The organism is Thiobacillus sp. SCUT-2, from assembly GCF_035621355.1.
Taxonomy (GTDB): Bacteria; Pseudomonadota; Gammaproteobacteria; order Burkholderiales; family Thiobacillaceae; genus Thiobacillus; species Thiobacillus sedimenti.
The window spans coordinates 729,872-756,209 of sequence record NZ_CP141769.1 but is presented as its reverse complement, the minus strand read 5'-3'; the positions used below and the strand labels follow the sequence as shown (position 1 = coordinate 756,209).

Annotated in this window: 23 protein-coding genes; 17 read left to right on the top strand and 6 right to left on the bottom strand. The window is 67.7% G+C overall.

The features are described 5' to 3' along the window. The first annotated feature begins 82 nt into the window (after positions 1 to 82). The 3 genes from tal (at position 83) to VA613_RS03640 (ending at position 3,748) form a co-directional block, all read left to right on the top strand. Positions 83 to 1,159, top strand: a complete 1,077-nt coding sequence (gene tal, locus VA613_RS03650) for a transaldolase (protein ID WP_324780507.1) — start codon at positions 83 to 85, stop codon at positions 1,157 to 1,159. A 147-nt stretch (positions 1,160 to 1,306) separates the two neighbouring features. Next, on the top strand, positions 1,307 to 1,900 hold the full coding sequence (locus tag VA613_RS03645; RefSeq protein WP_324780506.1) for a CBS domain-containing protein: 594 nt from the start codon (positions 1,307 to 1,309) through the stop codon (positions 1,898 to 1,900). A gap of 192 nt (positions 1,901 to 2,092) precedes the next feature. Beyond that, positions 2,093 to 3,748, top strand: a complete 1,656-nt coding sequence (locus tag VA613_RS03640; RefSeq protein WP_324780505.1) for a thiamine pyrophosphate-binding protein — start codon at positions 2,093 to 2,095, stop codon at positions 3,746 to 3,748. Positions 3,749 to 3,771: 23 nt separating this feature from the next. Here the strand turns inward: VA613_RS03640 and VA613_RS03635 are convergent, their stop codons facing one another. Beyond that, complete coding sequence (locus tag VA613_RS03635; RefSeq protein WP_324780504.1) at positions 3,772 to 5,418, bottom strand: methyl-accepting chemotaxis protein; 1,647 nt, start codon at positions 5,416 to 5,418, stop codon at positions 3,772 to 3,774. A 272-nt stretch (positions 5,419 to 5,690) separates the two neighbouring features. Continuing rightward, positions 5,691 to 6,362, bottom strand: a complete 672-nt coding sequence (locus VA613_RS03630; RefSeq protein ID WP_324780503.1) for an RluA family pseudouridine synthase — start codon at positions 6,360 to 6,362, stop codon at positions 5,691 to 5,693. A 263-nt stretch (positions 6,363 to 6,625) separates the two neighbouring features. Here VA613_RS03630 and VA613_RS03625 point away from each other — a divergent pair, with 263 nt between their 5' ends. After that, the gene (locus tag VA613_RS03625) at positions 6,626 to 6,949 is read left to right on the top strand and encodes a hypothetical protein (protein ID WP_324780502.1); all 324 of its coding nucleotides are present in this window, start codon (positions 6,626 to 6,628) and stop codon (positions 6,947 to 6,949) included. Positions 6,950 to 7,087: 138 nt separating this feature from the next. Here the strand turns inward: VA613_RS03625 and VA613_RS03620 are convergent, their stop codons facing one another. Next, positions 7,088 to 8,545 (bottom strand): M17 family metallopeptidase, encoded by a 1,458-nt coding sequence (locus VA613_RS03620; RefSeq protein ID WP_324780501.1) that lies wholly within the window; start codon positions 8,543 to 8,545, stop codon positions 7,088 to 7,090. 111 nt (positions 8,546 to 8,656) lie between these two features. Here VA613_RS03620 and pdhA point away from each other — a divergent pair, with 111 nt between their 5' ends. The 5 genes from pdhA (at position 8,657) to VA613_RS03595 (ending at position 15,125) form a co-directional block, all read left to right on the top strand. Further along, positions 8,657 to 9,658: a pyruvate dehydrogenase (acetyl-transferring) E1 component subunit alpha gene (gene pdhA / locus VA613_RS03615; RefSeq protein WP_324780500.1), complete on the top strand. Its 1,002-nt coding sequence runs from the start codon at positions 8,657 to 8,659 to the stop codon at positions 9,656 to 9,658. 102 nt (positions 9,659 to 9,760) lie between these two features. Continuing rightward, positions 9,761 to 10,744, top strand: coding sequence for an alpha-ketoacid dehydrogenase subunit beta (locus VA613_RS03610; RefSeq protein ID WP_324780499.1), 984 nt, complete (start codon positions 9,761 to 9,763; stop codon positions 10,742 to 10,744). A gap of 112 nt (positions 10,745 to 10,856) precedes the next feature. After that, complete coding sequence (locus tag VA613_RS03605) at positions 10,857 to 13,859, top strand: FAD-dependent oxidoreductase (RefSeq protein ID WP_324780498.1); 3,003 nt, start codon at positions 10,857 to 10,859, stop codon at positions 13,857 to 13,859. A gap of 324 nt (positions 13,860 to 14,183) precedes the next feature. Next, positions 14,184 to 14,531, top strand: a complete 348-nt coding sequence (locus VA613_RS03600; RefSeq protein WP_324780497.1) for a cupin domain-containing protein — start codon at positions 14,184 to 14,186, stop codon at positions 14,529 to 14,531. A 108-nt stretch (positions 14,532 to 14,639) separates the two neighbouring features. Next, the gene (locus VA613_RS03595; protein WP_324780496.1) at positions 14,640 to 15,125 is read left to right on the top strand and encodes a GNAT family N-acetyltransferase; all 486 of its coding nucleotides are present in this window, start codon (positions 14,640 to 14,642) and stop codon (positions 15,123 to 15,125) included. Positions 15,126 to 15,240: 115 nt separating this feature from the next. On the opposite strand, the gene VA613_RS03590 is transcribed toward VA613_RS03595, so the two are convergent. Further along, positions 15,241 to 16,398 carry a D-alanyl-D-alanine carboxypeptidase family protein gene (locus tag VA613_RS03590; RefSeq protein ID WP_324780495.1) on the bottom strand — a complete coding sequence of 386 codons (1,158 nt, stop codon included), beginning with the start codon at positions 16,396 to 16,398 and terminating at the stop codon, positions 15,241 to 15,243. A 154-nt stretch (positions 16,399 to 16,552) separates the two neighbouring features. Here VA613_RS03590 and VA613_RS03585 point away from each other — a divergent pair, with 154 nt between their 5' ends. The 3 genes from VA613_RS03585 (at position 16,553) to ald (ending at position 19,960) form a co-directional block, all read left to right on the top strand. Further along, positions 16,553 to 17,566, top strand: a complete 1,014-nt coding sequence (locus VA613_RS03585) for a quinone-dependent dihydroorotate dehydrogenase (RefSeq protein WP_324780494.1) — start codon at positions 16,553 to 16,555, stop codon at positions 17,564 to 17,566. Continuing rightward, entirely contained in the window at positions 17,542 to 18,810 is a 1,269-nt protein-coding gene (locus VA613_RS03580) for a TIGR03790 family protein (protein ID WP_324780493.1), read from the top strand. The genes VA613_RS03585 and VA613_RS03580 overlap by 25 nt, the downstream gene beginning before the upstream one ends. Positions 18,811 to 18,877: 67 nt before the next feature. After that, positions 18,878 to 19,960, top strand: a complete 1,083-nt coding sequence (gene ald, locus VA613_RS03575) for an alanine dehydrogenase (RefSeq protein ID WP_324780492.1) — start codon at positions 18,878 to 18,880, stop codon at positions 19,958 to 19,960. On the opposite strand, the gene VA613_RS03570 is transcribed toward ald, so the two are convergent. Together VA613_RS03570 and VA613_RS03565 are read right to left on the bottom strand one after the other, a co-directional pair. After that, complete coding sequence (locus VA613_RS03570; protein WP_324780491.1) at positions 19,961 to 20,683, bottom strand: 2,3-bisphosphoglycerate-dependent phosphoglycerate mutase; 723 nt, start codon at positions 20,681 to 20,683, stop codon at positions 19,961 to 19,963. Then, positions 20,680 to 21,333, bottom strand: coding sequence for a histidine phosphatase family protein (locus tag VA613_RS03565; protein ID WP_324780490.1), 654 nt, complete (start codon positions 21,331 to 21,333; stop codon positions 20,680 to 20,682). Before VA613_RS03565 ends, VA613_RS03570 begins: the two co-directional genes overlap by 4 nt. A gap of 219 nt (positions 21,334 to 21,552) precedes the next feature. Here VA613_RS03565 and ccoN point away from each other — a divergent pair, with 219 nt between their 5' ends. The 5 genes from ccoN to ccoG all read left to right on the top strand — a co-directional run bounded on the left by ccoN (position 21,553) and on the right by ccoG (position 26,322). Then, on the top strand, positions 21,553 to 22,995 hold the full coding sequence (ccoN, locus tag VA613_RS03560) for a cytochrome-c oxidase, cbb3-type subunit I (protein ID WP_324780489.1): 1,443 nt from the start codon (positions 21,553 to 21,555) through the stop codon (positions 22,993 to 22,995). A gap of 105 nt (positions 22,996 to 23,100) precedes the next feature. After that, a complete protein-coding gene (gene ccoO / locus VA613_RS03555; RefSeq protein WP_324780488.1) occupies positions 23,101 to 23,706 on the top strand; it encodes a cytochrome-c oxidase, cbb3-type subunit II in 606 nt (201 codons plus the stop codon). Between the two features lie 6 nt (positions 23,707 to 23,712). Then, on the top strand, positions 23,713 to 23,883 hold the full coding sequence (locus VA613_RS03550; protein WP_324780487.1) for a cbb3-type cytochrome oxidase subunit 3: 171 nt from the start codon (positions 23,713 to 23,715) through the stop codon (positions 23,881 to 23,883). Further along, positions 23,880 to 24,800 (top strand): cytochrome-c oxidase, cbb3-type subunit III, encoded by a 921-nt coding sequence (gene ccoP / locus VA613_RS03545; RefSeq protein ID WP_324780486.1) that lies wholly within the window; start codon positions 23,880 to 23,882, stop codon positions 24,798 to 24,800. The genes VA613_RS03550 and ccoP overlap by 4 nt, the downstream gene beginning before the upstream one ends. Before the next feature lie 109 nt (positions 24,801 to 24,909). Further along, complete coding sequence (ccoG, locus tag VA613_RS03540) at positions 24,910 to 26,322, top strand: cytochrome c oxidase accessory protein CcoG (RefSeq protein ID WP_324780485.1); 1,413 nt, start codon at positions 24,910 to 24,912, stop codon at positions 26,320 to 26,322. The last annotated feature ends 16 nt before the right edge of the window (positions 26,323 to 26,338 follow it).

The window sequence follows — 26,338 nt, the reverse complement described above, 5'->3', positions numbered from 1 at the left end:
TTTGCCCCGGGAACGCGGCGTCCGCTGAACTTGCCGCCGGCAGCTTGTCCTATCCTGAAGACAACGCGAGAGAGGAGCGCCCATGCTTGCCACGCAGCACGTTACCACCCTCGGCCAGAGCCTCTGGCTGGACAACCTGTCGCGCAGCCTGATCCGCGACGGCACGCTGGCCCGCTACATCGCCGAGGACGGCGTATCGGGCGTGACGTCGAACCCGACCATCTTCCACCAGGCCCTGCAGACCAGCCCCTACTACGCCGACGACCTGGCGCGGCTCAAGGCCGCCGAGCCGGACGCCGAGCGGCGCTACGAGGCGCTGATCGTCGCCGACGTGCAGGCGGCGTGCGATCTGCTGCATCCCGTTCATGAAGCGAGCGGCGGACGCGACGGCTACGTCAGCCTCGAGGTCGCGCCGCGCTGGGCCTACGACGCACCGCGCACGGTGGCGGAGGCCCAGCGACTGGCGGCGGCGGTCGACCGGCGCAACCTGCTGATCAAGGTGCCGGGCACGCCGGAGGGGCTGAGCGCCTTCGAGGCCCTGACCACGCTCGGCGTCAACGTCAACGTGACCCTGCTGTTCTCGGTCGCGCAGACGCAGGCCGTTTTCGACGCCTATCTCCGCGGCCTCGCGGCGCGCACGCGCGCGGGCGCCGACGTGCGCCGCAGCAAGGCGGTGGCGAGCCTGTTCCTCTCCCGCGTCGACACGCTGGTCGATACGCACCTCACCGCGATCGGCACCGAGGAGGCGCTGGCGCTGCGCGGCAAGGCGGCGGTTGCCATGGCCAGGATCGCCTACCGGCGCTATCGCGACACGTTCCACGGCGCCCCCTTCGCCGAGCTGGCCCGGCAGGGGGCCTCGCCGCAGTTCCTCCTGTGGGCGAGCACGGGCGTGAAGAACCCCGCCTACCCCGACCTCCTCTACGTCGAGCCGCTCATCGGCGCCGAAACGATCAACACCCTGCCCGACAAGACGCTCGCCGCCTTGCGCGACCACGGCCAGCCGGCGGCGCGGCTGGAGGAAGGCGCGGCGGAGGCGGCCACGCAGCTCGACACACTGGCGCGCCTCGGCATCGACATGGATCAGGTCGGCCAGCGCCTGCAGGCGGACGGCGTCAGGCTGTTCGAGGAGGCCTACCAGAAGCTGCTGCAGGCGGGATAAGCCTGCCCGGTCCGAAAAACATCTCTTTATGTAGGGGTAAAAAATCTTGAATGGACAGGCCGGACGCCGAGGAACAGGATGACCGCTTCCCGCACCGCCCGTGCCACATGGCGGACGGGATCCAGCAACCGATGAAGGAGACACGCCATGACAATGACCTACACCCGCCTGCCTGCCCGCAACGTGGAGAAAGATGCCGGCCTGCTGCGCCCTGCCTGCATCCTGCCCGAGCGCGTCGCCCTCGATAACCCGGCCCTCGACGTCATGACGGACTTCCGCCGTCTGACCGCCTTCATCGCCACCCCCGGCGACACCATCAAGCAGGCCGAGGAGCGCATGTTCCGCCGCAAGGTGCGCCTGCTGTTCGTGATGGACAGCCTCGACCGCGTCGCCGGCCTGATCACCAGCACCGACATCCATGGCGAAAAGCCCATGCAGATCGTGCAGAGCCGCGGCATCCGGCGTGAAGAGGTCGTCGTCGCCGACATCATGACGCCGGTCGAGCGGCTCGAGGCGGTCGACTACGACGACATCGCCCACGCGCGCGTCGGGCATGTGCTCGAAACGCTGAAGGCACGCGGCCGCCAGCACGCGCTGGTGGTCGAGCACACCGAAGGCCGGCAGATGGTGCGCGGCCTGCTCTCGCTGTCGCAGCTGTGCAAGCAGCTCGGTGTCACGGTCGAGACCACCGAACTGGCCAACACCTTCATCGAAATCGAGCAGCAGCTGGCGCACGCCTGAGCCTCGCCCTCACCGGGGCAGCGGGCACGCGCTGTGGCGTGCCCGCTGCCGCCCTCCCCTCCTCCCTCGCCGCGATCCCACGCCATCGGCGCGGTTTTCCGCCACGGCGTCTTGTGCTCAAATCTCCCCTGCCCCGCGCGCCGCTGGAACGCGCCGGACGGGAGCGAGACTGCAGAACACCATAACAAGCGCATGAACATCTCCGTCAGCGAACTGATCGTCCGGTATCTGGAGCGCCTCGGGATCGACACCCTGTTCGGCATGCCCGGCGCGCACGTGCTGCCGATCTACGACCGCCTGAACGATTCGCAGGTGAAGAGCATCCTCGTCAAGCACGAGCAGGGCGCGGCCTTCATGGCTGGCGGCTACGCGCGCGCGTCGAACCGGCCGTCGGCCTGCATCGCCACCGCCGGCCCCGGCGCGACGAACCTCATCACCGGCATCGCCAACGCCTGGGCCGAACGCCTGCCGGTGCTGGCGATCACCGGCGAGACGTCGACCTACATCTTCGGCCGCGGCGGCCTGCAGGAAAGCGCGGGCGAAGGCGGCGCCATCAATCAGGGCGCGCTGTTCGCCAGCATCACGCGCTACCACCGCCTGATCGAGCGCACCGACTACCTCGGGCAGGTGCTGAACCAGGCCACCCAGGCGCTGCTCGGGCGGGAGCGGGGACCGGTGCTGCTGTCGATTCCGTACAACGTGCAGAAGGAGAGGGTGGACGACGCCGTGCTCGACCAGGTGCACATTCCGCGCCCGACGGTGGTCCGCCACACCACGCCGGTGGACGCGCTCGCCGCGCTGATCCGCGACGCCCGCGCGCCGGTGATCGTCGCCGGCTATGGCTGCATCCGCGCCGGCGCGCGCGACGCCGTCGCTGCGCTGGCCGCCCGCTACAACATTCCGGTCACCACCAGCCTCAAGGCGAAGGGCGTGATCGCCGAGGGCACGCCGCTTTCGCTCGGCTGCCTCGGGGTCACCTCGAACGGCAACGCCCGCCGCTACCTCGTCGACCACGCCGACCTGCTGATTTTTCTCGGTGCCGGATTCAACGAGCGCACCAGCTACCTGTGGGATTCCAAGCTCACGCACGGCAAGAAGCTCGCCCAGGTCGATCGCGACGCCACCCAGCTCGGCCGCGTGTTCAACCCCGACCTCGCGCTGTGCGGCGACCTCCGCGCCGTGACCGAGGACCTGCTCGCCGCGCTCGACGCCGCCGGCATGCCGCCCAAGGACACCGCCGCGCTGGCGCGGCATCGCGCGATGCGCGCGCCGGAACCCGAGCCCGCCGACGAATCGGCGTTCCAGCTGGCACGCGGCTTCTTCGAGCGCCTCGCCGCGCGCTTCCCGCAGGACGCGCTGGTGTTCGACGACAACATCGTGTTCGCGCAGAGCTACTTCGACGTCTCCGAGCGCAACCACTACTTCCCGAACACCGGCATCTCCTCGCTCGGCTACGCGATTCCCGCGGCGATCGGCGCACGCTGCTTCGCCAAGGACAGCCCGACCTTCGCCATCCTCGGCGACGGCGGCTTCCAGATGTGCGGCTTCGAGATGATGACCGCGGTGAACCACCGCATCCCGCTCAACGTCGTGGTGATCAACAACGGCACGCTGTCGCTGATCCGCAAGAACCAGTTCCAGCTCTACGACGGCCGCTACATCGACTGCGATTTCGTCAACCCCGACTTCGGCCTGCTCGCGCAGTCGTTCGGCGTCACGCACTACCGCGTCGAAACCGAGGAGGACCTCGATGCGCTGTTCGCGAACGCGGACCTCACCGGCGCGATCAACCTGATCGAGATCCTGCTCGACAAGCAGGCCTTCCCGCGCTACCTGTCGGCGCGTTAGAGGGCTTTCAAGGTGCCAGCCCCCTAGCTCGCGGCAGCAATCGGTTTCGGCGCCGGCATGACGATCAGCGCCGGCCGCCGGCGTGCCCCCGCCGGCGGTGCCGGCGTCGCCACTGGCCCAGCGGCCGGAACCGGGATGGCTGGCGGCCCGAGCCTGAACACGCTGACCGCCTCGGCCAGCTTGGCCGCCTGGTCCTGCAGGCTCTCGGCCGCAGCCGCCGCCTCCTCGACCAGCGCAGCGTTCTGCTGCGTCATCTCGTCCATCTGGCCCACCGCCTGGTTGACCTGCTCGATCCCGGCGCTCTGCTCCTGGCTCGCCGCCGCAATCTCGCTCATGATGTCGGTCACCCGCTTCACCGAGGTGACGATCTCGTCCATGGTCTTGCCGGCTTCGTCGACGAGTTCGCTGCCGGCGTCGACCTTGCCGACGGAGTCCTCGATCAGGGTCTTGATCTCCTTGGCCGCACTCGCGCTGCGCTGCGCGAGGCTGCGCACCTCGCTGGCGACGACGGCGAAGCCGCGCCCCTGCTCGCCGGCGCGCGCGGCCTCGACCGCGGCGTTGAGCGCGAGGATGTTGGTCTGGAAGGCGATGCCGTCGATGACGCCGATGATGTCGGCGATCTTGCGCGAGCTGTCCTTGATCGAGGCCATGGTGTCGACGACCTGGCCGACGACGGCGCCGCCCTTGGCCGCGACGTCGGCGGTGGAGACCACCAGCTGGTTCGCCTGCCGCGCGTTCTCGGCGTTCTGCTTGACGGTGCTGGTCAGCTCCTCCATCGAGGAGGCGGTCTCCTCGAGGCTGGAGGCCTGCGATTCGGTGCGGCTCGACAGGTCGGCGTTGCCGGAGGCGATCTCGCGCGAGGCCACGGCAATGGTGTCGGTGCCGGTCCGCACCTGGCCGACGATGCCGACGAGGGCGGTGTTCATCTCGCGCAAGGCCGTCATCAGCTGGCCGAATTCGTCGCGGGAAGCGATTTCGATGTCTCCCGTCAGGTCGCCGGCCGCGACGGCTTGCGCAACGCTCACGGCCCGCCTGATCCCGTTCGTGACGGAATGGGCGATGCGCCAGGCGACGAGGGCCCCGAGAAGCAGGGCGATCGCCGTCATCGCAAGCATCAGCATGCGTGCGTCGGCATAGGCCGCGCCCGCCGCCTCGACAGCCTTTGCGGTTTCGCTTTCCTGGAAGGCCGTCAGGCCTTCGAGCGCCTGCAGCCCCTGCTGCTGCGCCGGCTGTACTTCCTGCACCAGAACCCTGGTCGCCTCGATCGGATTGCCGAGCGCGAATTGCATCGCCTTGTCGAGCAGCGGTTCCGTCCGCGCACGCGCCTCGGTCAGCCTGGCAAGGAGCGCCTTTTCAGACGGATTCCTCAGCATGCCGGCAAGCTTCCGGCTCGTCTCGACGTAAGCCTGCCGCTGCTGGCGGATCCGCTTCACCTCGGCCTCCATCGCCGCGTCGTCGGTCAGAAGCACCAGGTTGCGCATCGCGACGGCCTCGGTCTGAAGGGCGTTGCGCATGTCGCCGATCAGCCGCAGCTTGACCATGCGCTCGTGCGCGAACGTTTCCAGGTAGCCATGGGTCTGCGCCATGCGCGTGAGCCCCATGATCGCCACCAGCAGCATCAAACCCAGGATCAGGCCACCCGCCAGTCCCATCCGGGTGCCAATTTTCATTTCTGCGATTGCCACGTTCGTCTCCCTCTTCGGCCTGATCATTCGGATGGCTGCGCCGGCCCGAGACCCCGGTGCAGCGAGGAGCGGACGCCGTGCCACGACGGCGGGCCGAAGCGGACGCCTCGCGCAGCGGCGCGCGTCCGACGCTCCGACCTTCCAACGACGGCAGTGTCGCAGCGCAATATGACATGCGCGTGACCGCGCGATGGCCGGCGCCGCTGGTGTGGCACGCGGCACCGGATGGGCCGGCCGGGCGAGGCGGCCGCTACGAATCAGAACGGTGCGGGCCGCTCGAATGCGAGCTCACGCCCGCCGAGCGGATGGGGGATGCGCAGATGCCACGCATGCAGCAGCAGACGGCCCGCCTGGGCGCATGCCTGAGGCGGCGCGTAGAGGGGATCACCGAGTATCGGATGGCCAAGGGCCGCGAGATGCACGCGCAGTTGATGCGAACGCCCGGTCACCGGCTCCAGTTCGACGCGCGTGGAAACGCCGGCTTCGTCATGCGCCAGCACGCGCCAGCGGGTGAGGCTGGGCTTCCCGTTGGCGAAATCGACGACCTGGCGCGGCCGGTTGGACCAGTCGCAGATGAGCGGCAGGTCGATCGTGCCCCATTCATCCTGCGGCGGGGAGAGCGTGCCCGCCACGACGGCGATGTAGCGCTTGCTCACCGCCCGCGCGGCAAAGGCCTTCGACAGCGCGCGCTGCGCCGCCGTGCCGCGCGCCATCAGCATCAGGCCGGAGGTATCCATGTCGAGCCGATGCACGACGAGCGCGTCGGGGTAGCGTGCCTGGACGCGCGCGGCAAGACAGTCCTGCTTGTCGGCCCCGCGTCCCGGCACGGAGAGCAGGCCGGCGGGCTTGTCGAGCACGAGCAGCGCCTCGTCGAGGTAGCGAACGTCGATCGCGTGAGGCGCGAGGGTATCGGTGGGGGCGGCCGTCATGGCCGCCATTTTCCTTCGCAACCAGGGTTCCGCCAAAGCGTGCCCGACGACAGACGTTCCGCCTTCATGCGCGCACACCGGCGTAGCGCCCCGCACGTGCATTGCGTCGCGGTAATATGTCGTCTCTCGTCGGTTTCCGCCGGGATACAGCACATTTGTTCCGGGCGCCCCGCACGCTTATGTCGCAGCTCAAGCGCTTGCCCCGCCGGCACGCTGCCTGCCCCGCATGGGTCGCTCGCTTTTTTTCACGGGAAAGGATCAACATGGTACGCAAGCACACTCTCGTCATTCTGGCCCTGGCAACCTGCGCGACCCCCGCTTTCGCGGGCGGCATCGACGGGGGAGCCGTTCTGGGCGGCGCGATCGGCGGTGGTGCCGGCGCGGCGGTCGGTTCGGCGATCGGCGGCCGCGACGGTGCGATCATCGGCGGCGCGATCGGCGGCGCCACGGGAGCCGCGGTTGGATCCAAGGATTCCAAGCGCTCCGTCGTCGAACGGGAAGTCGTCTACGAGGAGGGTCGCGGCCATCACGACAACGGTCTGCACCGCGGCCATCACAAGGGGCGCCACGGTCGCGACGACGACTGATACGCCCGCTTCCAGGCGCCTGCGCGGCCCGGCCGCGCGACGGCTGCCGGTCGGGCCCGGCATCCTCAGGGGGCGCCGGGTCCTCCTCTCACCTCCGGCGTCTTTCCAGACTGCGGGCGATCCCGACGGCGCGACGCATCAGGCCGGCTTCAGTTGATCCAGCAGCGCGATCCCCCACGCCACGCCGAAGCCGTTCGCATCGCTCATCACCGCGCCGAGCCCGCCCTTGCAGCTGTGGCCCGACAGGTCCATGTGCAGCCAGGGCGTGTCGCCGACGAAGCGCGAGAGGAAGCGCGTCGCGAGGATGTGGTCGGCCTCGCCTTCCATGCTGCACTGCTTGACGTCGGCCACGGTCGAATCGAGGCTCGCGTCGTAGTCGTCGGGATAGGGGAAGACGACGATGCGCTCGCCGCTCGCGGTGGCGGCGCGCGAGGCCTGGTGCGCCAGCGCGCTGGAGGAGGCGAACAGCCCGGACATCCGGCTGCCGAGCGCGTAGTGCATCGAGCCGGTCAGCGTGGCGAAGTCGGCGATGAGGCCGGGCTTGGCCTTCGCGGCCAGCGTCAGCGTGTCGGCCAGCACCATGCGGCCCTCGGCATCGGTGTGGACGATCTCGATCGTCGTCCCGTTGAGCGCCGTCACCACCTCGTTCTGCCGGTAGGCCGCGGGGCTGATGTGGTTCTCGGCGAGCGCGACCCAGCCGTCGAGCGCGACCGGCAGCTTCATCCGCGACGCCGCGGCGAGGATGCCGAGCACCACCGCCGAGCCGTTCATGTCCTCGTGCATGCCCTGCATGTACTTGGCGGGCTTGAGGTTGTGGCCGCCCGTGTCGAAGCAGATGCCCTTGCCGACGAAGGCCACCGGCTTCGACTTGGCCTTGGGGCCCTTGTAGCTGACGCGCACGACCGCCGCATCCTTCGCCGGCGAGCCCTGCGCCACCGCGCAGAAGGCGCCCGCTCCCATCTTCTTCAGCTTGTCGAAGGGATACTCCTCGACGCTCCAGCCGTATTGCCTGGCGAGCGCCTTGATGCGCTTGCGGTAGACGCCGGGCGTGAGTTCGTCCGGGCCCTGCACGGTGAGGCTGCGCGTCAGCAGGTTGCCTTCGGCGAGCGCCTGCATGCGCGCGAAGCCGTCGGCCGATTTGTGGCCATGAAGCTGGATGCCTTTCAGTACCGGATCGGGCTTGGACTTGCGCGAGGGCAGCGGCACCGCGTTGACCAGCGCGACATACACCGCCGCTTCGGCGGCGCGTGCTCGGAAGTCCGACTCGCCGAGCACCGCCAGCACCAGAGATTTCGGATGCTCGGCCATCAGCAGTGCGATGGCCTTGCGCACCTGCTCGTGTATCTCGAACGTGGGGGCGCCGGCCTTCAGCATCGCGAACACCGCCAGCGTGCCGCCGGCAAGCTGCACCGCGACGGGCGCCTTGGCGAGCGCGTCGACCTTGAGTTCGCGCCGCTTCATGACGGCCTTCAGCATCTCGCCGCCCGGCACGTCGGGCAGGGTTTTCGAATGCGGCAGCAGGACCAGCGCATGGCCTGCGGCTTCCAGCGTTCTTGCAGTGATTTCCTGTTTGTTTTCAGTCAGTTTTGGCAACATGTCGAGTCTTTCAACGAGGCGTTTTCTTGATGGGCGGCAGGGTTTGCCGGATAATCGCGCGTTTGATTTTTTTCCAGCGCGTTTTCCGCCCCATCCAACAAGGGTAACCGAATGAAGATTGAAGACAAGAAACGTGTGCTGCGCGAAATGGTGCTGCACCGCCGTTTTGAGGAGCGCTGCTACCAGGCCTACATCGAGCGCAAGATCGGCGGCTTCCTCCACCTCTATCCCGGCCAGGAAGCCTGCTGCAACGGCGTGATGGAAGCCGCGCGTCCCGGCCACGACTACGTGATCACCGGCTACCGCGACCACGTGCACGCGATCAAGTGCGGCGCGGACCCGAAGGAAGTGATGGCCGAGCTCTACGGCAAGGAGACCGGTTCCTCCAAGGGCCGCGGCGGCTCGATGCACATCTTCGACGCGGCCAAGCGCTTCATGGGCGGCTACGCGCTGGTCGGCGGCCCCTTCCCGCTCGCCGCCGGCATCGCCAAGGCGATCCAGATGAAGGGCGGCGACGAGATCGCGATCTGCTTCCTCGGCGACGCCGCCAACAACCAGGGCACCTTCCACGAGACCATGAACATGGCCGCGCTGTGGAAGCTGCCGGTGCTGTTCGTCTGCGAAAACAACCTCTACGGCATCGGCACCTCGATCGAGCGTTCGACCGCCGTGATCCACCAGCACAAGCGCGTCGCCGCCTACAACATCCCGGCCGACGAATGCGACGGCCAGGACATCGAGGTGGTCTACGAGCACGCCCGCAAGGCGGTCGACCACGTGCGCGCCGGCAACGGCCCCTTCTTCCTCGAGCTGATGACCTATCGCTATCGGGGCCATTCGATGTCCGACTCGCGCGGCTACCGCACCCGCGAGGAAGAGGAACTGTGGAAGCAGCGCGACCCCATTTTCATCGTGCGCGACCGCCTGATCAAGGAGGGCGCGATGACGATGGCGGACTTCGAAGCGCTGGAAAAGGAAACCGACGCCTACATCGAGAACGAAGTGATCAAGTTCGCCGAGGAATCGCCCGAACCCCGCGTCGAGGATCTCGAAAAGTACGTTTTCGCCGACCGCGAATCCCAGCTCCCGTGGCTCACGGGCAAGGCTGCCTGATGGTCATCGCCATGACCATCACCCTCTCCCCATCCCTCTCCCGCCCGCGGGCGAGGGGGACGACGCCGTCGCTCCGCGACGCTGCAATCTAAGGAATACAGCATGGCAAACATCATGTACTGGGAAGCGATCCAGCGCGCCCACGACGAAGAAATGGCACGCGATCCGCTCGTCATCTGCATGGGCGAGGACATCGGCGTCGCCGGTGGCACCTACAAGGCGACCAAGGGCCTGTACGAGAAATACGGCCCGCTGCGCGTGATGGACACCCCGATCTCCGAGAACGGCTTCACCGGCTTGGCGGTCGGCGCCTCCTTCCTCGGCGTGCGCCCGATCGTCGAGATCATGTCGGTCAACTTCGCCTGGCTGGCGATGGACCAGATGTTCAACTCGGCCGCCAAGGTGCGCTACATGTCGGGTGGCCAGCTCGCCGCGCCGTGCGTGTTCCGCTCCGCCGGCGGCGCCGCTCACCAGCTCGGCGCCCAGCACTCGGCGCGCATGGAGAAGGTGTTCATGGGCATCGCCGGCCTGCGCGTGGTCACCCCGTCGAACCCGAAGCAGGCCTACGGCCTCTTGAAGTCGGCGATCCGCTGCGACGACCCCGTGTTCATCAACGAGCACGAGCTGATGTACAACATGAAGGGCGAGGTCCCGGACGGCGAATACTTCCATCCGCTGGAAGGCTCGGAAGTCGCGCGCGCCGGCACCGACGTCACGCTGTTCGGCTACAACATCTCGGTGCACTGGTGTCTCAAGGCCGCCGAGATCCTCGACAAGCAGTACGGCATCTCGGCCGAGGTCGTCGACCTCTACTCGCTGGCCCCGCTCGACCGCGCCGGCATCAAGGCGTCGGTCAGCAAGACCCACCGCGCCGTCATCGCCGAGGAAGACGAAGCCCCGGTCGGCGTCGGCTCCGAGGTGATCGCGATCATCAACGAGGAATGCTTCTTCGAGCTCGATGCCGCGCCGGTGCGCGTGCACTCCGCCCTGGTGCCGCAGCCCTACAACCACACGCTGGAAAAGGCGACGATCCCCGATCACGAGGACGTGGTGAAGGCCGTGCTGAAGATGTTCGGCAAGGCGTAAAAACCTTTTTTGGTCCGCGAAGGACGCGAAGAGGCGCGAAGGAAACCCGAAGAGAATGACTTCGCGTTCCTTCGCGTCCTTCGCGGATAAGCAAAGAATTTAGGATCCAAGCATGTCCCAACATTACGCCATCACGATGCCCCAGCTCTCGGACACCATGACCGAGGGCGTCGTCGTCACCTGGGAGAAGCAGCCGGGCGACAAGGTCGAGCGCGGCGACATCGTCGCCACGGTCGAGACCGACAAGGCCATCATGGACGTCGAGGTGTTCAAGGCCGGCTATCTGGCGGGCCCGATCGCCGACGTCGGCGCGACGATCCCGGTCGGCGGTGCGCTCGGCTACATCTCCGATACCCCGGGCGACGTCGCGATCGCAGCCGGCGAGGTGGTCGCCGAGAAGGCGCAGACCGAGATGATCCCGCATCACGCCGGCACGCCGATCGTGATGCCGCAACTGTCGGACACCATGACCGAAGGCGTCGTCGTGACCTGGGAGAAGCAGCCCGGCGACAGCATCCGCCGCGGCGACATCGTCGCCACGGTCGAGACCGACAAGGCCATCATGGACGTCGAGGTGTTCCAGGAAGGCTTCCTCTCCGGCCCGATCGCCGACGTCGGCAGCGTGGTCGAGGTCGGCCACCCGATGGCCTTCATCGTCGACGACGCGTCGAAAGCGAACGACACCGGCGTGACGATCTCCGCCGAGCACAAGGTCAAGGACACCCACAAGGTCGCGCCGCACCCCGCCGACAAACAGCCCACCATTCCCGTGCCCAAGGCCGCGCCGGCGCCGGTCGCCATCGGCGGCAGCCAGCCGCCGGTGGCGCGCGTGCCGGGCCGCCCGGCTTCGCCCTACGCCCGCAAGGTCGCCGCGCAGCTTGGCGTCAACCTCGCCGGTCTCGCCGGCAGCGGGCCGTCGGGTGTGATCGTCGCCGCCGACGTGGCGCGCGCGCGCCCGTCGATGGCCGAAGTCGCGCACTCGCTGCCGCAGGTCGACGTGCCCGGTCAGGGCCGCGCCATGACCTCGATGGAAAAGGCCGTCAGCCACGCGATGACCGCCTCGCTCACGCTGCCGACCTTCAACGTCACGGTGAACATCGACACCGCCAAGCTCACTGCCGCCGCCAAGGCCAAGAAGGTCTCGGTGACGGTGGCGATCGCCAAGGCCTGTTCGGTCGCGATGGCGAAATTCCCGCGCATGAACTGGGCCTACCAGCCGGTCGACAAGCTGGTCGAGCGCACGAACCACGACTTCGGCGTCGCCGTGATGTCGAACGATGGCGGGCTGGTGGTGCCTATCCTGCATGGCATCGAAAAGCGCTCGCTGGAAGCGCTGCAGGGCGACTGGACCGGCCTCGTCGAGCGTGCACGCGTGCGCAAGCTCGCGCCGGCCGAGTACGCCAACCCGACCTTCACGATCTCCAACATGGGCATGCTGGGCGTGGCGCACTTCACCGCGATCCCCACACCCGGCATCGCCGCGATCCTGGCGATCGCCGCGAACGGCCCGCAGGGCACGCCCTTCACGATCACCGGCGACCACCGCGTGCTCAATGGCGCCGACGTGGCGTTATATCTCACCACGCTGAAGCAGACCATCGAGGCGCCCGACGCCTGGATGGCGGGCGGCGCGGCGGCGGCTGAATCCGTCGGCACCGCTGCAACCACGAGCGCGCCCGTTTCGCCCATCCCCGAAGGCAACTGGGATTACCCGGTCGTGGTGGTCGGCGGCGGCCCCGGCGGCGAGGACTGCGCGCGCGACCTGGCCGACCATGGCATCAAGGTCGCGATGGTGCACAACGAGCCCTTCCCCGGCGGCGAATGCCTGTGGCGCGGCTGCATCCCCTCGAAGGCCTGGCGTGCGGCGGCGGACAACATCCGCAACCGCGCGCACGACGCCGAGATGGGCGTGGACGGCACGAACGCGCCCAAGCTCAATTGGGGACAGGTCGAGAAGCACCGCCGCTGGGTGCAGCAGGCGCGCGGCGAAATGGCGCTCAAGGCCGACAAGGGCATGAAGATCAACGTGATCGAAGGCTTCGGCGAGTTCATCGACGCCCACACGCTGAAGATCACCGCCCCCGACGGCGTCGTCAGTCAGCTGAGCTTCGGCGCGGCCGTCATCGCCACGGGTGCACCCGCCTTCGTGCCGCCGATCCCCGGCGCGCGCGAGAACCTGGCGACGGGCGGCGTGGTCACCTCCGACACGATCTGGAACCTCGCCTCCCCGCCGAAGAAGCTCGGCATCGTCGGCGGCGGCGTGATCGGCGTCGAGATGGCGCAGATCTTCCGCGACTTCGGCGCCGAGGTGCTGATGCTCGAGCGCAACGAGCGCATCCTTGCCGAGGTCGAAGAGGAAATCGCCAAGACGCTGATCGCCTCGCTTGAGAAGGAAATCACCGTCGTCACCCATGCCGCGATCAACGAAGTCTCCGGCACGCCGGGCGCGATGAAGCTGCGCTATGCGAACAAGGAAGGCGTCGAGTCGGTGTTCGACTGCGACGTCGTCCTGATGGCCACCGGCAAGCGCCCCGACACCAGCCGCCTCAACCTCGACAAGGTCGGCGTCGAGCTCGACGGTGCGGCAATCAAGGTCAATGCGCGCTGCCAGACGAGCGCCCCGCACGTCTACGCGGTCGGCGACGTCATCGGCGGCTACATGCTCGCCCACACCGCCGCGACGCAGGGCCGCGTCGCCGCCGACAACCTGCTCGGCCATGGCAGCATCTACGACCAGGACAAGGACTGCGGCGTCACCTTCTCGCGTCCGCAGGCCGGCTTCGTCGGCCTCTCGGTCGCGCAGGCCAAGGCCAAGGGCATCGACGCGGTGGAAGCCAAGATGCCGATGAGCATCGACGCCAAGGCGATGATCACCGGCGAGACCGAGGGCATGATCAAGCTCGTCGCCGACAAGGCGACCGGCCGCATCATCGGCGTGCACTTCCTCGCCGACCACACCGACACCCTGATCGGCATCGGCGTCATGATGGTCGCGGGCGAAATGACGCTCACGCAGGTCGCCAAGGCCATCTTCCCGCATCCGACGCAGACCGAGCTGTTCGGCGAACTGGCGCGGCGCTTGCTGAACCGCCTGCGGCGGACGGCGAAGAAGTAAGCATCAGGGCATCGCCACGACAAGGGCCGCAATTGCGGCCCTTGTCGTTTCCGTGACGGCTCGCGAGGCCTGCGCCCGGCCTCGCACAGCCCGCCTGCTACGCATGAGACCAAGCTTCCCGGCCTGAGCGGCCCATCGTGGCGGGGACAGCGCCGACCCGGCGCGGTCTCCTTCTTCATGGCGCACGATCGAAGCCTGGCGCGATAATCGCCTTTTATCAATCGATCGGCTGGTGGCGGGGATGGCCTGCCTCTATATTGAAGAACGTCCGGCCCTCAGGGGCTACATGAATGACGTCAGACGCTGGACCATGGAGAGGAGGGCATGATGAGCAACGAACAGGCGGCACCGGAGACGAGGGGGGTGACGGTGAACCTGCTTGCGACGGTTGATCTCGGTTCGGAGATCGAGGGCATGGCCGGGCGCCAGCTTCGGATGCGTATGGTGACCATCGAGCCTGGAGGCGTCTTCGGCCCGATTCACGACCATAAGGACAGACCCGGTGTGGTCTACATCCTGCAAGGTACGATCACCGACCATCGAGATGGCGTCGCGACCGACTATGGCCCGGGCGTGGGCTGGCCCGAGGACAGGAACACCCTGCACTGGCTCGAGAACCGCGGATCGATCCCGGCTGTGGAGATCTCGGTCGACATCGTCAGGCAAGCGTAGGCTCAGGCCTGCCATCCCGCGCGGTCGCGCCTGCGCGTGGCCCCGCCGAACATGATTCGGTCGGCCTCGCTTCCTTTCGCGCGCCGGTTACCGGCAACCTTGGGCCACATGAAGATGCACACCGAATTCACGATCAGACGGGCCTGCACCCGCGATGCTTCGCAGGTCGCTGCAATGGTCGGCGAATTGCTGTCCGAGATCATGGCGAGCACCGGCATTCAGGCGTTCAACTTTGATCTGGCCGCGACGACGGAGAGACTCGCTGATTTCATCAGTCGGGAGAAGTACTTCGTCTTCGTCGCCTGTGGGGAAAACGACGGGCCCGTCGGGTTCATCACCCTGATCGAGAGCTATGCGCTATACGCTGAAGGGGCATTCGGCACGATCCCCGAACTCTATGTTCGTCCTGGATTCCGCTCGCAGGAACTGGGCCGACGCCTGGTCCGTCAAGCCAGGGATTTTGGCTCGACCCGCGGCTGGAGCCGTCTGGAGGTCACGACTCCGCCGCTGCCGCAATTCGACCGGACGCTGCTGTTTTATGAGCGCGAAGGGTTTTCCATCACGGGCGGCCGCAAGCTGAAGGCTCCCCTGTGATGACCGGCCCGACGACTGGTTTCACCGGTCGATTGCAGGCCAAGGGGCCATGCACGGGCCACACGAAAGGCGACCCCTCATCCGGGCGGTCGCCCTTCGTACATGCACGCGTCGGTCAGCCGAACAGCCCCCTGAAGAACAGCCGGATGCTGTCCCATATGCGGCGGAAGAAGCCGCCCTGCTCGACGCTTTCCGTCGCGACGAGATCGACCTGCTTGATCACCTTGTCGCCCGCGCGGATCTCCACCTTGCCGATCACGTCGCCCTGCTTCACCGGCGCGATCAACGTGGGCTTGGGAATCGCCAGGGCGACGAGCTTGTCGGCCTCGCCCGCGGCCACGCTGACGGCCACGACATCGTTGACGCCGGCCTTGACGCTGCGCGCTGCGCCCTTCCATACGGGCACGTCGGTCACCACGGCACCCTTGTTGTAGAACGTCCGGCTGTCGAAGAAACGAAAGCCGTAGGTCAGCAGCTTGGCCGTTTCGGCGGCGCGCGCCGCTTCGCTGTCGGTGCCGAACACGGCGGCGATCAGGCGCTCGTTCCCGCGCTTCGCGGAGGCGACGAGGCAGTAACCGGCCTCTTCGGTGTGGCCGGTCTTCAGCCCGTCGACGGCATCGTCACGCCACAGCAGCAGGTTGCGGTTGGGCTGGTTGATGCCGTTCCACAGGAAGTACTTCTGTTTGTAGATCGCGTAGTGCGCCGGGTCCGCGTTGATGATCGCGCGCGCCAGGATCGCCATGTCGTGGGCGCTGGAGTAATGATCCGGATGGGGCAGGCCGGTCGCGTCGGTGAAATGGGTATTGCGCATTCCGAGGCGCTGCGCCTCGGCGTTCATCAGCGAAACGAAGGCGTCCTCGCTGCCGGCGATGTGTTCGGCCATCGCGATGCTGGCGTCGTTGCCCGACTGGATGATGATGCCGTGGAACAGGTCGTCGACCGAGACCTGCTTGCCGACCTCGACGAACATCTTCGAGCCGCCGGTACGCCAGGCCTTTTCGCTGATCGTGACCATGTCGCCCGGATGGATCCGTCCACGCTGCATCTCCAGCGTCGCGATGTAGGCGGTCATCATCTTGGTCAGGCTGGCCGGCGGCAGGCGCGTGTCGCCGTCATGCTGGGCCAGGACGTCGCCGCTCGCCGCGTCCATCAGGACGTAGGACTTGGCCGCGATTTCCGGGGGCGGCGGGACGAGCGGCGCACTCCAGGCGACCGACGCGATCAGCACGGTGAAGGACAGGGCGAGGCGTTGCAGGAAGTGCGGTGTAGTCATGGGCAAGTTGGCGATTGAAAGAACACGGGTCGATCGAAGCGAAGAGACAGCTATCCTGCGCAGAGGTTCAGGATAACATCGAGCGGCCGCCGGACGGCAGTCCTGCGTCCATCCCCTGTTAAACTCCCGGGCAGTTTCCGCCCCGTCTCGCGCCATGCTTTATCCGCTGCTCCGCCCCGCCCTCTTCAGCCTCGACCCCGAGACAGCGCATGGCCTCACGCTTTCGGGGCTCGATCTCGCGCGGCGCCTGGGCCTGCTTGCGCTGCTGCCGCGAACGCAAGGCCGGCCGGCACGCGTGATGGGCATCGACTTCCCCAACGCCGTCGGGCTGGCGGCCGGCCTCGACAAGGACGGCGCCCACATCGACGCCCTGGCGGCGCTCGGCTTCGGTTTCCTCGAGATCGGCACCGTGACGCCGCGCGCGCAGCCCGGCAATCCGCGCCCGCGCCTGTTCCGCCTGCCGCGGGCCGAGGCCATCATCAACCGCATGGGCTTCAACAACCGCGGCGTCGACAATCTCGTGCGCAACGTCGAGGCGAGCGCATTCAAGGGCGTGCTCGGCATCAACATCGGCAAGAACAAGGACACGCCCAACGAGCACGCGGTCGACGACTACCTCGCCTGCCTGGACAAGGTCTACGCGCACGCGAGCTACGTCACGGTGAACATCTCCTCGCCCAACACGCAGAACCTGCGCGAACTGCAGCGCGACGAGGCGCTCGACGCGCTGCTGTCCGCGATCAAGCTGCGGCAATCCGAACTCGCGCAGCGGCATGGCCGCTACGTGCCGGTCGCGCTGAAGATCGCGCCCGACCTCGACGACGCGCAGATCGCGGCGATCGCGGCGCTCTTGATGATGCACCGCATCGACGCGGTGATCGCGACCAACACCACGATCGCGCGCGACGCCGTCGCCGGCCTGCCGCACGCGGAAGAGACCGGCGGCCTGTCCGGCGCACCGGTGCGCGCGGCCTCCACGCGGGTGATCCGCGAACTGGCGCGCCACCTCAAGGGCGAGGTGCCGATCATCGGCGTCGGCGGCATCCTGTCCGCAGACGACGCGCAGGAAAAGATCGACGCGGGCGCCTCCCTGGTGCAGCTGTATTCCGGGCTCATATACCGCGGGCCGGCGCTGGTGCGCGAATGCGTGCGCCGCCTCGCGCGCTGACCGTGCGCCGCATCGCGGCCGCGCTGGCGTGCCTGCTGCTGCAGGCGGCGGCGCTGGCCGCGCCGACCGCGCCGGTCGTCACCGGTTTTCCGCAGCCCGCTCTCGACGCGACGCAGCTCGGCGTCATCGTCAACGACGACGATCCCGACAGCGTGGCGATTGCCGCCTACTACATGCAGAAGCGCGGCATCCCGGCGGAGAACCTGATCCACGTCCGCTTCAAGCCCGGCCAGAGCGCGCTCGCGCGCGAGGAATTCGCCGCGCTCAAGCGGCGCGTGGACCGCGTCACGCCCAAGGCCGTCCAGGCCTATGCCCTGACCTGGGCGCGCCCCTGGCGCGTCGACTGCATGTCGATCACCTCCGCCTTCGCGTTCGGCTTCAGCCCCGCCTATTGCGCCAGCACCTGCCAGCCGACGCAGGCGAGCCCCTACTTCGACAGCAGCGCCGCGCGGCCCTACGCCAGATACGGGATGCGGCCGACCATGAGCCTCGCCGCGGCGAGCGTGGCAGAGGCGAAGCAGCTCATCGACCGCGGCGTCGCGTCCGACGGCAGCAACCCCACCGGCACCGCCTACCTCGTCAGCACCCCCGACAAGAATCGCAACGTGCGCGCCGCCGGCTACGCTGCGGCGCGCACGCAGCTGCAGCGCGCGATCCCCGTCGAAATCGTCGAAGGCGAGGCACTGCGCGACCGCCACGACGTGATGTTCTATTTCACCGGGCTGGCCCGGGTGCCCGCGCTCGACAGCGACGGCTTCCTGCCGGGCGCCATTGGCGACCACCTCACCTCGGCCGGCGGCGAACTCTTCGGCGGTAGTCAGATGAGCAGCCTCGCCTGGCTGGAGGCCGGCGCCACCGGCAGCTACGGCGCGGTGGTCGAGCCGTGCAACTTCCCCGCCAAGTTTCCGGTTCCCGCCGTCGTCATGGCGCACTACCTGCAGGGCGAAACCCTGATCGAGGCCTACTGGAAGAGCGTCCAGATGCCCGGGCAGGGCCTCTTCATCGGCGAGCCGCTGGCGCGCCCGTTCGCCGGCGTCGCCACGCAGGCCCGCGACGGCGGCCTGACGGTCGCGGCCCGCCTGCTCGCGCCCGGCCTCTACGACGTGCAGGCGGCGCCGACCATGATCGGTCCCTACCGCACCGTCGGCCGCCTCGCGATCCGCTGGGGCATGCGCGAGGTCCGCCTCGAACACGTCCTGCCCGCCTACTACCGCTTCGAGCGCCGCACCGCGCCGCCGCGATAGCGCGCCCCTTCAAGCGGGCCGCGGGCCTGGGGTATGCTGCACGCGTCCCCACCTCCGCGAGGCCTCCATGCACATCGGCATCCCCCGGGAAATCAAGAACCACGAATACCGCGTCGCACTCACGCCCGAGGGCGCGCACATCCTCACCGCAGCCGGGCAGCGCGTCAGCGTCGAAAGCGGGGCCGGCGCCGCATCCGGATTCAGCGACGACGCCTACCGTGCAGCGGGCGCCACCGTCGTCGCCACGTCGGCCGAGGCATGGGCCGCGGACCTCGTGGTCAAGGTCAAGGAACCGCAACCGGTCGAACTCGGCTGGCTGCGCGAAGGCCAGCTGCTGTTCTGCTACCTGCACCTTGCCGCCGCGCCGGATCTCGCGCGCGAGCTGATGGCGCGCGGCGTCACCGCGATCGCCTACGAAACCGTCACCCGGGCGGGCGGCGGCCTGCCGCTGCTGCAGCCGATGTCGGACATCGCCGGCCGGCTGGCGCCGCAGATGGGCGCGCTCGGCCTGCACACCTCGCACGGCGGCAGCGGCAAGTTGATCACCGGCCTGCCCGGCGTGCCGCCGGGGCGCGTGCTCATCATCGGTGCGGGCACGGTCGGGATGAGCGCCGCGCGCACCGCGGTCGGGCTGGGCGCCCGCGTGACGCTGATCGATCGCCAGCCCGACACGCTCGCCCGCGCCGAGGCGCTGTTCGGGGCGCGGGTGGAAACCCGCTTCTCCTCGCCCGACGCGATCGGCGACAGCCTCGAACACGCCGACATCGTGATCGGCGCCGCCCAGATTCCCGGCCGCCACGCACCGCGCCTGATCAGCCGCGCCGCGCTCGCGCGCATGCCGCAGGGCGCCGTGCTGGTCGACGTCGCCATCGACCAGGGCGGCGTCGCCGAGACCTCGCGCCCCACCACCCACAGCGATCCCTTCTTCGTCGCCGACGGCATCGTGCACTACTGCGTCACCAACATGCCCGGCGCCGTCGCGCGCACGTCGACCAAGGCGCTCACCCACGCCACGCTGCCCTACGTGCAGGCGCTGGCCGCGCAGGGGCTCGGCGCGCTCGATGCCGACCCCGGGCTCAAGGCCGGGCTGCACGTCCAGGGCGGCCGCATCCTCCACGCCGGACTGGCGCAGGACCTCGGCTTCGGCTGATCAGGAGACGCGCGCGGCGTCGCCTTCGAGCCACGCGTGGCCGATCACGCGACCCGCCGCGTCGAAGCGGTAGACCAGCGGCACCCCGGAGGCGATCTCCACCTTCTCCATCGCCTCGGCCGACAGCCCGTCGAGATGCATCACGAGGCCGCGCAAGGTGTTGCCGTGGCTGATGACCAGCAGCCGCCGCCCGGCCATCAGCCGCGGCCGCAGCACCTCGTTCCAGTAGGGCAGCATGCGCTGCTGGCAGTCGCGCAGGCTCTCGCTTGCCGGCAGGTCGGCCCGGTCGATCCCGGCGAACAGCGGATCGAAGCGCGGATGGCGCGGATCGTCGTCGGCGAGCGGCGGCGGCGGCGCATAGTAGCCGCGCCACCAGCGGCGCGAGGCTTGCTCGCCCCACGTGGCGAAGATCTCGCGCTTGTTCAGGCCCTGCAGCGCGCCGTAGTGACGCTCGTTGAGGCGCCAGGTCGTGAACAAGGGAACGTCCGGTGTCCCCATCGCGGCGAGCAGCGCGTCGGCGGTCTGGCGGACGCGCCGCAGCACCGAGCCATGCACCTCGTCGAACGCGTAGCCGGCCTGCGCCAGCCGGCGCCCCGCCGCGACCGCCTCGGCAACCCCGATCTCCGTCAAGGAAATGTCGGTCCAGCCGGTGAATCGGTCGGACAGGTTCCATTCGCTGTGGCCATGACGCAGCAGCACGATCCAGCGGCCCGCTTCGCTCATTCCGGCGGCTCCATCAGCACCTCGTGCAAATGGTGGCGGTCGCCCCACGCCTCGAGATGCCAGCCCTGGCTGTCGAAATGGAACCAGTTGAGCGCGCAGTTGGGAATCTTGAAATCGCGCGGCGCGGAGAGCGGCCGTCCGGTCGCGCGGCGATACACGATGTCGAGCACGCCGCTGTGGCTCACCGCGGCAACGGTCTGTCCGGCGTGATGCCGCAGCAGCCAGTCGATCGCCTCGCCAACGCGGGCGGCAAAACGGCGCAGCGACTCGCCCGTCCCGAAGTCGTAGTCGAGGTCGCGCGCGACATAGTGCGCATGCGCCGCCGGATGGCGCGAGGCGGCCTCCGCCGCGGTCAACCCCTGGAAGAGGCCGAAATGTCGTTCGCGCAACGTGGGCAGCAGCCGGACCGCCTGGCCCTCGCGCTGCGCGAGGGCCTGCGCGGTTTCGACCGCACGCGCGAGATCGCTGCTGTAGATCGCGTCGAACCGCTGGTGCGCGGCGTTGAACGCCATCGCCAGCGCCTGCGCGCGCCCCGTCTCGTTCAGCGGCACGTCCGTGTGGCCCTGAATGCGCTTCTCGACGTTCCAATCCGTCTCGCCGTGGCGGATGAGGCAGACGCGGGTGCGGACGAGGCTGGAAACATGATGCATTTCAATTGCATACGACCTGAGCTATACCAAGTCTGAATCTGGCATAAAAAAGGGGAGCCGTCAGCGTTCGCGTGCAAACAACACCCGGCGGCGCGACATCGGCCTTGCGTCGTGCGGCAACTTGACACACCCGACTAACCGGATATATTTATCTTCATATGCGAAACGCATCACCAGATTCGCATGTACTAATCGACTTATCAAACCTGGGAGACGTGCATGGAAGCGACAACCTATAACTACAAGGTCGTCCGCCAGTTCGCCATCATGACGGTGGTGTGGGGGATCGTCGGGATGCTGGTCGGGGTGATCCTGGCCTCGCAACTGATCTGGCCGGACCTGACCTTCGGCATCGAGTGGCTGTCATACGGGCGATTGCGACCGCTGCACACCAATGCGGTGATCTTCGCGTTCGGCGGGTCGGCGATGTTCGCGGTGTCCTACTACATCGTGCAGCGCACCTGCCAGGTGCGGCTGTGGGCCGAGAAGCTCGCCGCGTTCACCTTCTGGGGCTGGACCGCGGTCATCGTGCTGGCGGCGATCACGCTGCCGATGGGCATCACCAGTTCCAAGGAATACGCCGAACTGGAATGGCCGATCGACCTGCTGATCGCGGTGGTGTGGGTGTCCTACGCGCTGGTGTTCTTCGGCACCATCGTCAAGCGCAAGACCAAGCACATCTACGTTTCCAACTGGTTCTTCGGTGCCTACATCCTGGTGATCGCGCTGCTGCACATCGTCAACAGCGCCGAGCTGCCGTGGATCCTCGGCGGCCACGCCAGCGCCTGGTACAAGTCCTACTCCGCCTACGCCGGCGTGCAGGACGCGATGGTGCAGTGGTGGTACGGCCATAACGCGGTGGGCTTCTTCCTCACCACCGCCTTCCTCGGCATGATGTACTACTTCATTCCCAAGCAGGCCGGCCGCCCGATCTACTCCTACCGCCTCTCGGTGGTGCACTTCTGGTCGCTCAACTTCATCTACATGTGGGCCGGCCCGCACCACCTGCAATACACCGCGCTGCCCGACTGGGCGCAGTCCCTCGGCATGGTGTTCTCGCTGATGCTGCTGGCGCCGTCCTGGGGCGGCATGATGAACGGCATCATGACCCTGTCGGGCGCCTGGCACAAACTGCGCACCGACCCCATCCTCAAGTTCATGGTGACGGCGCTGTCGTTCTACGGCATGTCGACCTTCGAGGGCCCGATGATGTCGATCAAGACGGTCAACGCGCTCTCGCACTACACCGAATGGACCATCGGCCACGTGCACTCCGGCGCGCTCGGCTGGGTCGCGATGATCACCATCGGCTCGATGTACTACCTGATTCCGCGCCTGTTCGGCCGCGAGTCGATGTACAGCACCAAGCTGATCGAATGGCACTTCTGGCTCTCCACCATCGGCGTCGTGCTGTACATCGCCTCGATGTGGATCGCCGGGGTCGCGCAGGGCCTGATGTGGCGGGCGGCCAACCCGGACGGCACGCTGACCTACAGCTTCGCCCAAGTGCTCACCACGATGCACCCCTTCTACATGATCCGTCTCGGAGGCGGGCTGCTGTTCCTGACCGGCATGCTGATGATGGCCTACAACGTCCTGAAGACCGTCGGAGCAGGCCGCGTCGTCAACGACGCCCCCATCCCGCAAGCCGTCCACGCCTGACGGTCATGAAATTCGCCATGACCGTTTCCCCCACCCCTGCCCTCCCCCGCACGCGGGAGAGGGGGACGCAGCCTCGCTGCGCGAGCTCACGTTAAGGAGCCCTCTATGATTACGCATGAAAGCATCGAAAAGAACCTCGGTCTCCTGATCGTCCTGACCATCCTCATCGTCAGCGTCGGCGGCCTGGTGCAGATCGTGCCGCTGTTCTTCCAGACCTCGACCACCACGCCGGTGGAGGGCCTCAAGCACTACTCGGCACTGCAGCTGATGGGGCGCGACATCTACATCCGCGAGGGCTGCGTCGGCTGCCACTCGCAGATGATCCGCCCGTTCCGCGCCGAGACCGAGCGTTACGGCCACTACTCGGTCGCCGGCGAATACGTGTACGACCGTCCCTTCCTGTGGGGGTCCAAGCGCACCGGCCCCGACCTCGCGCGCGTCGGCGGCCGCTACTCGGACGCCTGGCAGGCCGCGCACCTGATGAACCCGCGCGACGTCGTGCCGGAGTCGATCATGCCGGCCTACCCCTGGCTCGACCGGCCGCTGCAGGACACCGGCATCCAGGCCAAGATGCGCACGCTCAACCTCGTCGGCCACGGCTACACGCAGCAGGAGATCGCCGAGGCGCCCACCGAGCTCAAGGACAAGACCGAGCTCCAGGCGCTGATCGCCTACCTGCAGGTGCTGGGCACCCACGCCCCGGCGAACTGAGCGCACATGGACAGCGGAACGATCAGCGGCATCGTCACGGCGATCTTCGTCGGGGTCTTCATCGGCATCGTCTGGTGGGCCTTCAGCGCGCGCAACAAGCAGCGCTTCGAGGAAGACGCCAGACTCCCCTTCGAGGATGACGACGACAAGCCCGCCCAAAAAGGAGACAAGCAATGAGCGATTTCACGAGCGGCTTCTGGCCCATCTACATCAGCGTCATCACCCTGGTCAGCATCATCGGCACGTGGGTGTTCCTCAAGTCGCAGACGACCAAGAAGTTCGCGCCGGGCGAGAAGGCCGAACTCATGGAGCACACCTGGGACGGCGATCTGCGGGACCTCAACAATCCCCTGCCGCGCTGGTGGCTGGGGCTCTTCTACGGCACCATGATCTTCGCGCTCGGCTATCTGGCGCTGTGGCCGGGCCTCGGCAACTTCGCCGGCCTGCTGGGCTGGACCTCCAGGGGCGAATACCAGGCCGAGGTGAAGGCGGCGGAGGCGAAGTTCCAGCCGATGTACGCCAAGTACATGCAGGAGGACATCGCCACGGTGGCCGCCGACCCGAACGCCCGCGCCATCGGCAAGCACCTCTTCCTGACCTACTGCTCGCAGTGCCACGGCTCCGACGCCCAGGGCGCCAAGGGCTTCCCCAACCTGACCGACAACGACTGGCTCTACGGCGGCGATCCCGAGACCATCAAGGCGACGATCACCAACGGCCGCACCGCCATGATGCCGGCATGGGGCGACACGCTCGGCGCGGAAAAGGTCAGGCAGGTCGCCAACTACGTGCTGTCGCTGTCGGGCCGCAAGCATGACGCCGCGCTCGCCGCCGCCGGCAAGACCGTCTTCGCCGAGAACTGCGCTGCCTGCCACATGCCCGACGGCACCGGCATGAAGGCGATGGGCGCGCCCAACCTCACCGACAAGGTGTGGCTCTACGGCGGCAGCGAGGCGACGATCATCGAGACCATCAGCAAGGGACGCAACGGCGTCATGCCGGCGATGACCCAGACGCTCGGCACGACGTCCAACAAGGAGGCCAAGCTCCACCTGCTGGCGGCCTACGTGTACGGGCTGTCGCAGCAGAAGTGAGCCGCAGGCGGTAGGCAACAAGCGGATCTCGCCGGGCACGCCCGGCGGGCCGCTAGAGCGCATTGCCGGCAGTGCGCTCCAGCGGCCCAGACCTTCACGGACGAACGCAGTGACCGACGACAACAAACCCGCCGCCGACGCGGCAACCGAGCAGCAGCTCTACGCGATCCGGCAGAAGATCCAGCCGCGCGCGGTGCACGGGGTATTCGCCAACTGGCGCATCGCGCTGGTGCTGCTCACGCAGACGCTCTACTACGGCCTGCCCTGGCTGCAGTGGGACCACCGCCAGGCGGTGCTGTTCGACCTCGCCGCGCGCAAGTTCTACATCTTCGGGCTGGTGTTCTGGCCGCAGGATTTCGTCTATCTCACCGGGCTGCTGATCCTGTCGGCGCTGTCGCTGTTCCTGTTCACCGCCGTCGCCGGCCGCCTGTGGTGCGGCTACGCGTGCCCGCAGACGGTGTACACCGAGATCTTCATGTGGGTGGAGAACTGGCTGGAGGGCGACCACGTCGCGCGCAGGAAGCTCGACGCCTCGCCCTGGAACGCCACCAAGCTGAGGAAGCGCGGACTCAAACACGCGGTCTGGTTCGCCATCGCGCTGTGGACCGGCTTCACCTTCGTCGGCTATTTCACGCCGATCCAGACGCTGGCGGCGGAGACGATCAGCGGCAGCCTGGGACCGTGGGAAACCTTCTGGATCCTGTTCTATGCCTTCGCGACCTGGGGCAACGCCGGCTTCATGCGCGAGCAGGTGTGCAAGTACATGTGCCCCTACGCGCGCTTCCAGAGCGTGATGTTCGACTCCGACACGCTGACCGTCACCTACGACAGCTCCATTGGCGAGCCGCGCGGGCCGCGCAGCAAGAAGACCGACTACAAGGCGGCCGGGCTCGGCACCTGCGTCGACTGCAGCGTCTGCGTCCAGGTCTGCCCGACCGGCATCGACATCCGCAACGGCCTGCAGTACGAATGCATCGGCTGCGCGGCCTGCATCGACGGCTGCGACCAGATCATGGACAAGATGGGCTACCCGCGCGGGCTGATCCGCTACACGACGGAAAACGTGGTGAAGGGGAAATATCCGGATGCCGGCATCGTCCGGCACGTCCTGCGCCCGCGCACGATCATCTACACGGTGCTGCTGACGCTGATCGCCGGCGCCTTCGTCTACAGCCTCGCCACCCGCGTACCGCTCACGATCGGCGTCGTGCGCGACCGCGCCGCCCTGTCGAAGGAAACCGACGAGGGCCTGATCGAAAACGTCTACCGGCTGCAGATCATCAACAAGGACGGCCAGCCGCACCGCTATGCGATCGAGGCCACCGGAATCGCCGGCCTGCAAGTCGCGGCCGGCGCCCGGGACATTGCCGCCGGCCCCCTGCAGACCATCGACCTGCCGCTGAGCCTGATCGCCGATCCGGCGGAGCTGAAGGGGCGCTCCATCCCGGTCACGATCACGGTGCGCGCGCTCGACGACCCCGGCATCCGCACCGACGCCGCGACCAAATTCTTCAACCGCTAGTACGCAAAGGAAGGCG

Coding starts and splice junctions, on each gene's coding strand:
- VA613_RS03635 (WP_324780504.1), bottom strand. CDS start 5,418: ATGAAAATTGGCACCCGGATGGGACTGGCGGGTGGCCTGATCCTGGGT.
- VA613_RS03595 (WP_324780496.1), top strand. CDS start 14,640: ATGAAGATGCACACCGAATTCACGATCAGACGGGCCTGCACCCGCGAT.
- ccoN (WP_324780489.1), top strand. CDS start 21,553: ATGGAAGCGACAACCTATAACTACAAGGTCGTCCGCCAGTTCGCCATC.
- pdhA (WP_324780500.1), top strand. CDS start 8,657: ATGAAGATTGAAGACAAGAAACGTGTGCTGCGCGAAATGGTGCTGCAC.
- ccoP (WP_324780486.1), top strand. CDS start 23,880: ATGAGCGATTTCACGAGCGGCTTCTGGCCCATCTACATCAGCGTCATC.
- VA613_RS03645 (WP_324780506.1), top strand. CDS start 1,307: ATGACAATGACCTACACCCGCCTGCCTGCCCGCAACGTGGAGAAAGAT.
- VA613_RS03585 (WP_324780494.1), top strand. CDS start 16,553: ATGCTTTATCCGCTGCTCCGCCCCGCCCTCTTCAGCCTCGACCCCGAG.
- VA613_RS03605 (WP_324780498.1), top strand. CDS start 10,857: ATGTCCCAACATTACGCCATCACGATGCCCCAGCTCTCGGACACCATG.
- VA613_RS03565 (WP_324780490.1), bottom strand. CDS start 21,333: ATGCATCATGTTTCCAGCCTCGTCCGCACCCGCGTCTGCCTCATCCGC.
- ccoO (WP_324780488.1), top strand. CDS start 23,101: ATGATTACGCATGAAAGCATCGAAAAGAACCTCGGTCTCCTGATCGTC.
- VA613_RS03550 (WP_324780487.1), top strand. CDS start 23,713: ATGGACAGCGGAACGATCAGCGGCATCGTCACGGCGATCTTCGTCGGG.
- VA613_RS03610 (WP_324780499.1), top strand. CDS start 9,761: ATGGCAAACATCATGTACTGGGAAGCGATCCAGCGCGCCCACGACGAA.
- VA613_RS03570 (WP_324780491.1), bottom strand. CDS start 20,683: ATGAGCGAAGCGGGCCGCTGGATCGTGCTGCTGCGTCATGGCCACAGC.
- tal (WP_324780507.1), top strand. CDS start 83: ATGCTTGCCACGCAGCACGTTACCACCCTCGGCCAGAGCCTCTGGCTG.
- VA613_RS03600 (WP_324780497.1), top strand. CDS start 14,184: ATGATGAGCAACGAACAGGCGGCACCGGAGACGAGGGGGGTGACGGTG.
- ald (WP_324780492.1), top strand. CDS start 18,878: ATGCACATCGGCATCCCCCGGGAAATCAAGAACCACGAATACCGCGTC.
- VA613_RS03625 (WP_324780502.1), top strand. CDS start 6,626: ATGGTACGCAAGCACACTCTCGTCATTCTGGCCCTGGCAACCTGCGCG.
- VA613_RS03630 (WP_324780503.1), bottom strand. CDS start 6,362: ATGACGGCCGCCCCCACCGATACCCTCGCGCCTCACGCGATCGACGTT.
- VA613_RS03580 (WP_324780493.1), top strand. CDS start 17,542: ATGCGTGCGCCGCCTCGCGCGCTGACCGTGCGCCGCATCGCGGCCGCG.
- VA613_RS03620 (WP_324780501.1), bottom strand. CDS start 8,545: ATGTTGCCAAAACTGACTGAAAACAAACAGGAAATCACTGCAAGAACG.
- VA613_RS03640 (WP_324780505.1), top strand. CDS start 2,093: ATGAACATCTCCGTCAGCGAACTGATCGTCCGGTATCTGGAGCGCCTC.
- VA613_RS03590 (WP_324780495.1), bottom strand. CDS start 16,398: ATGACTACACCGCACTTCCTGCAACGCCTCGCCCTGTCCTTCACCGTG.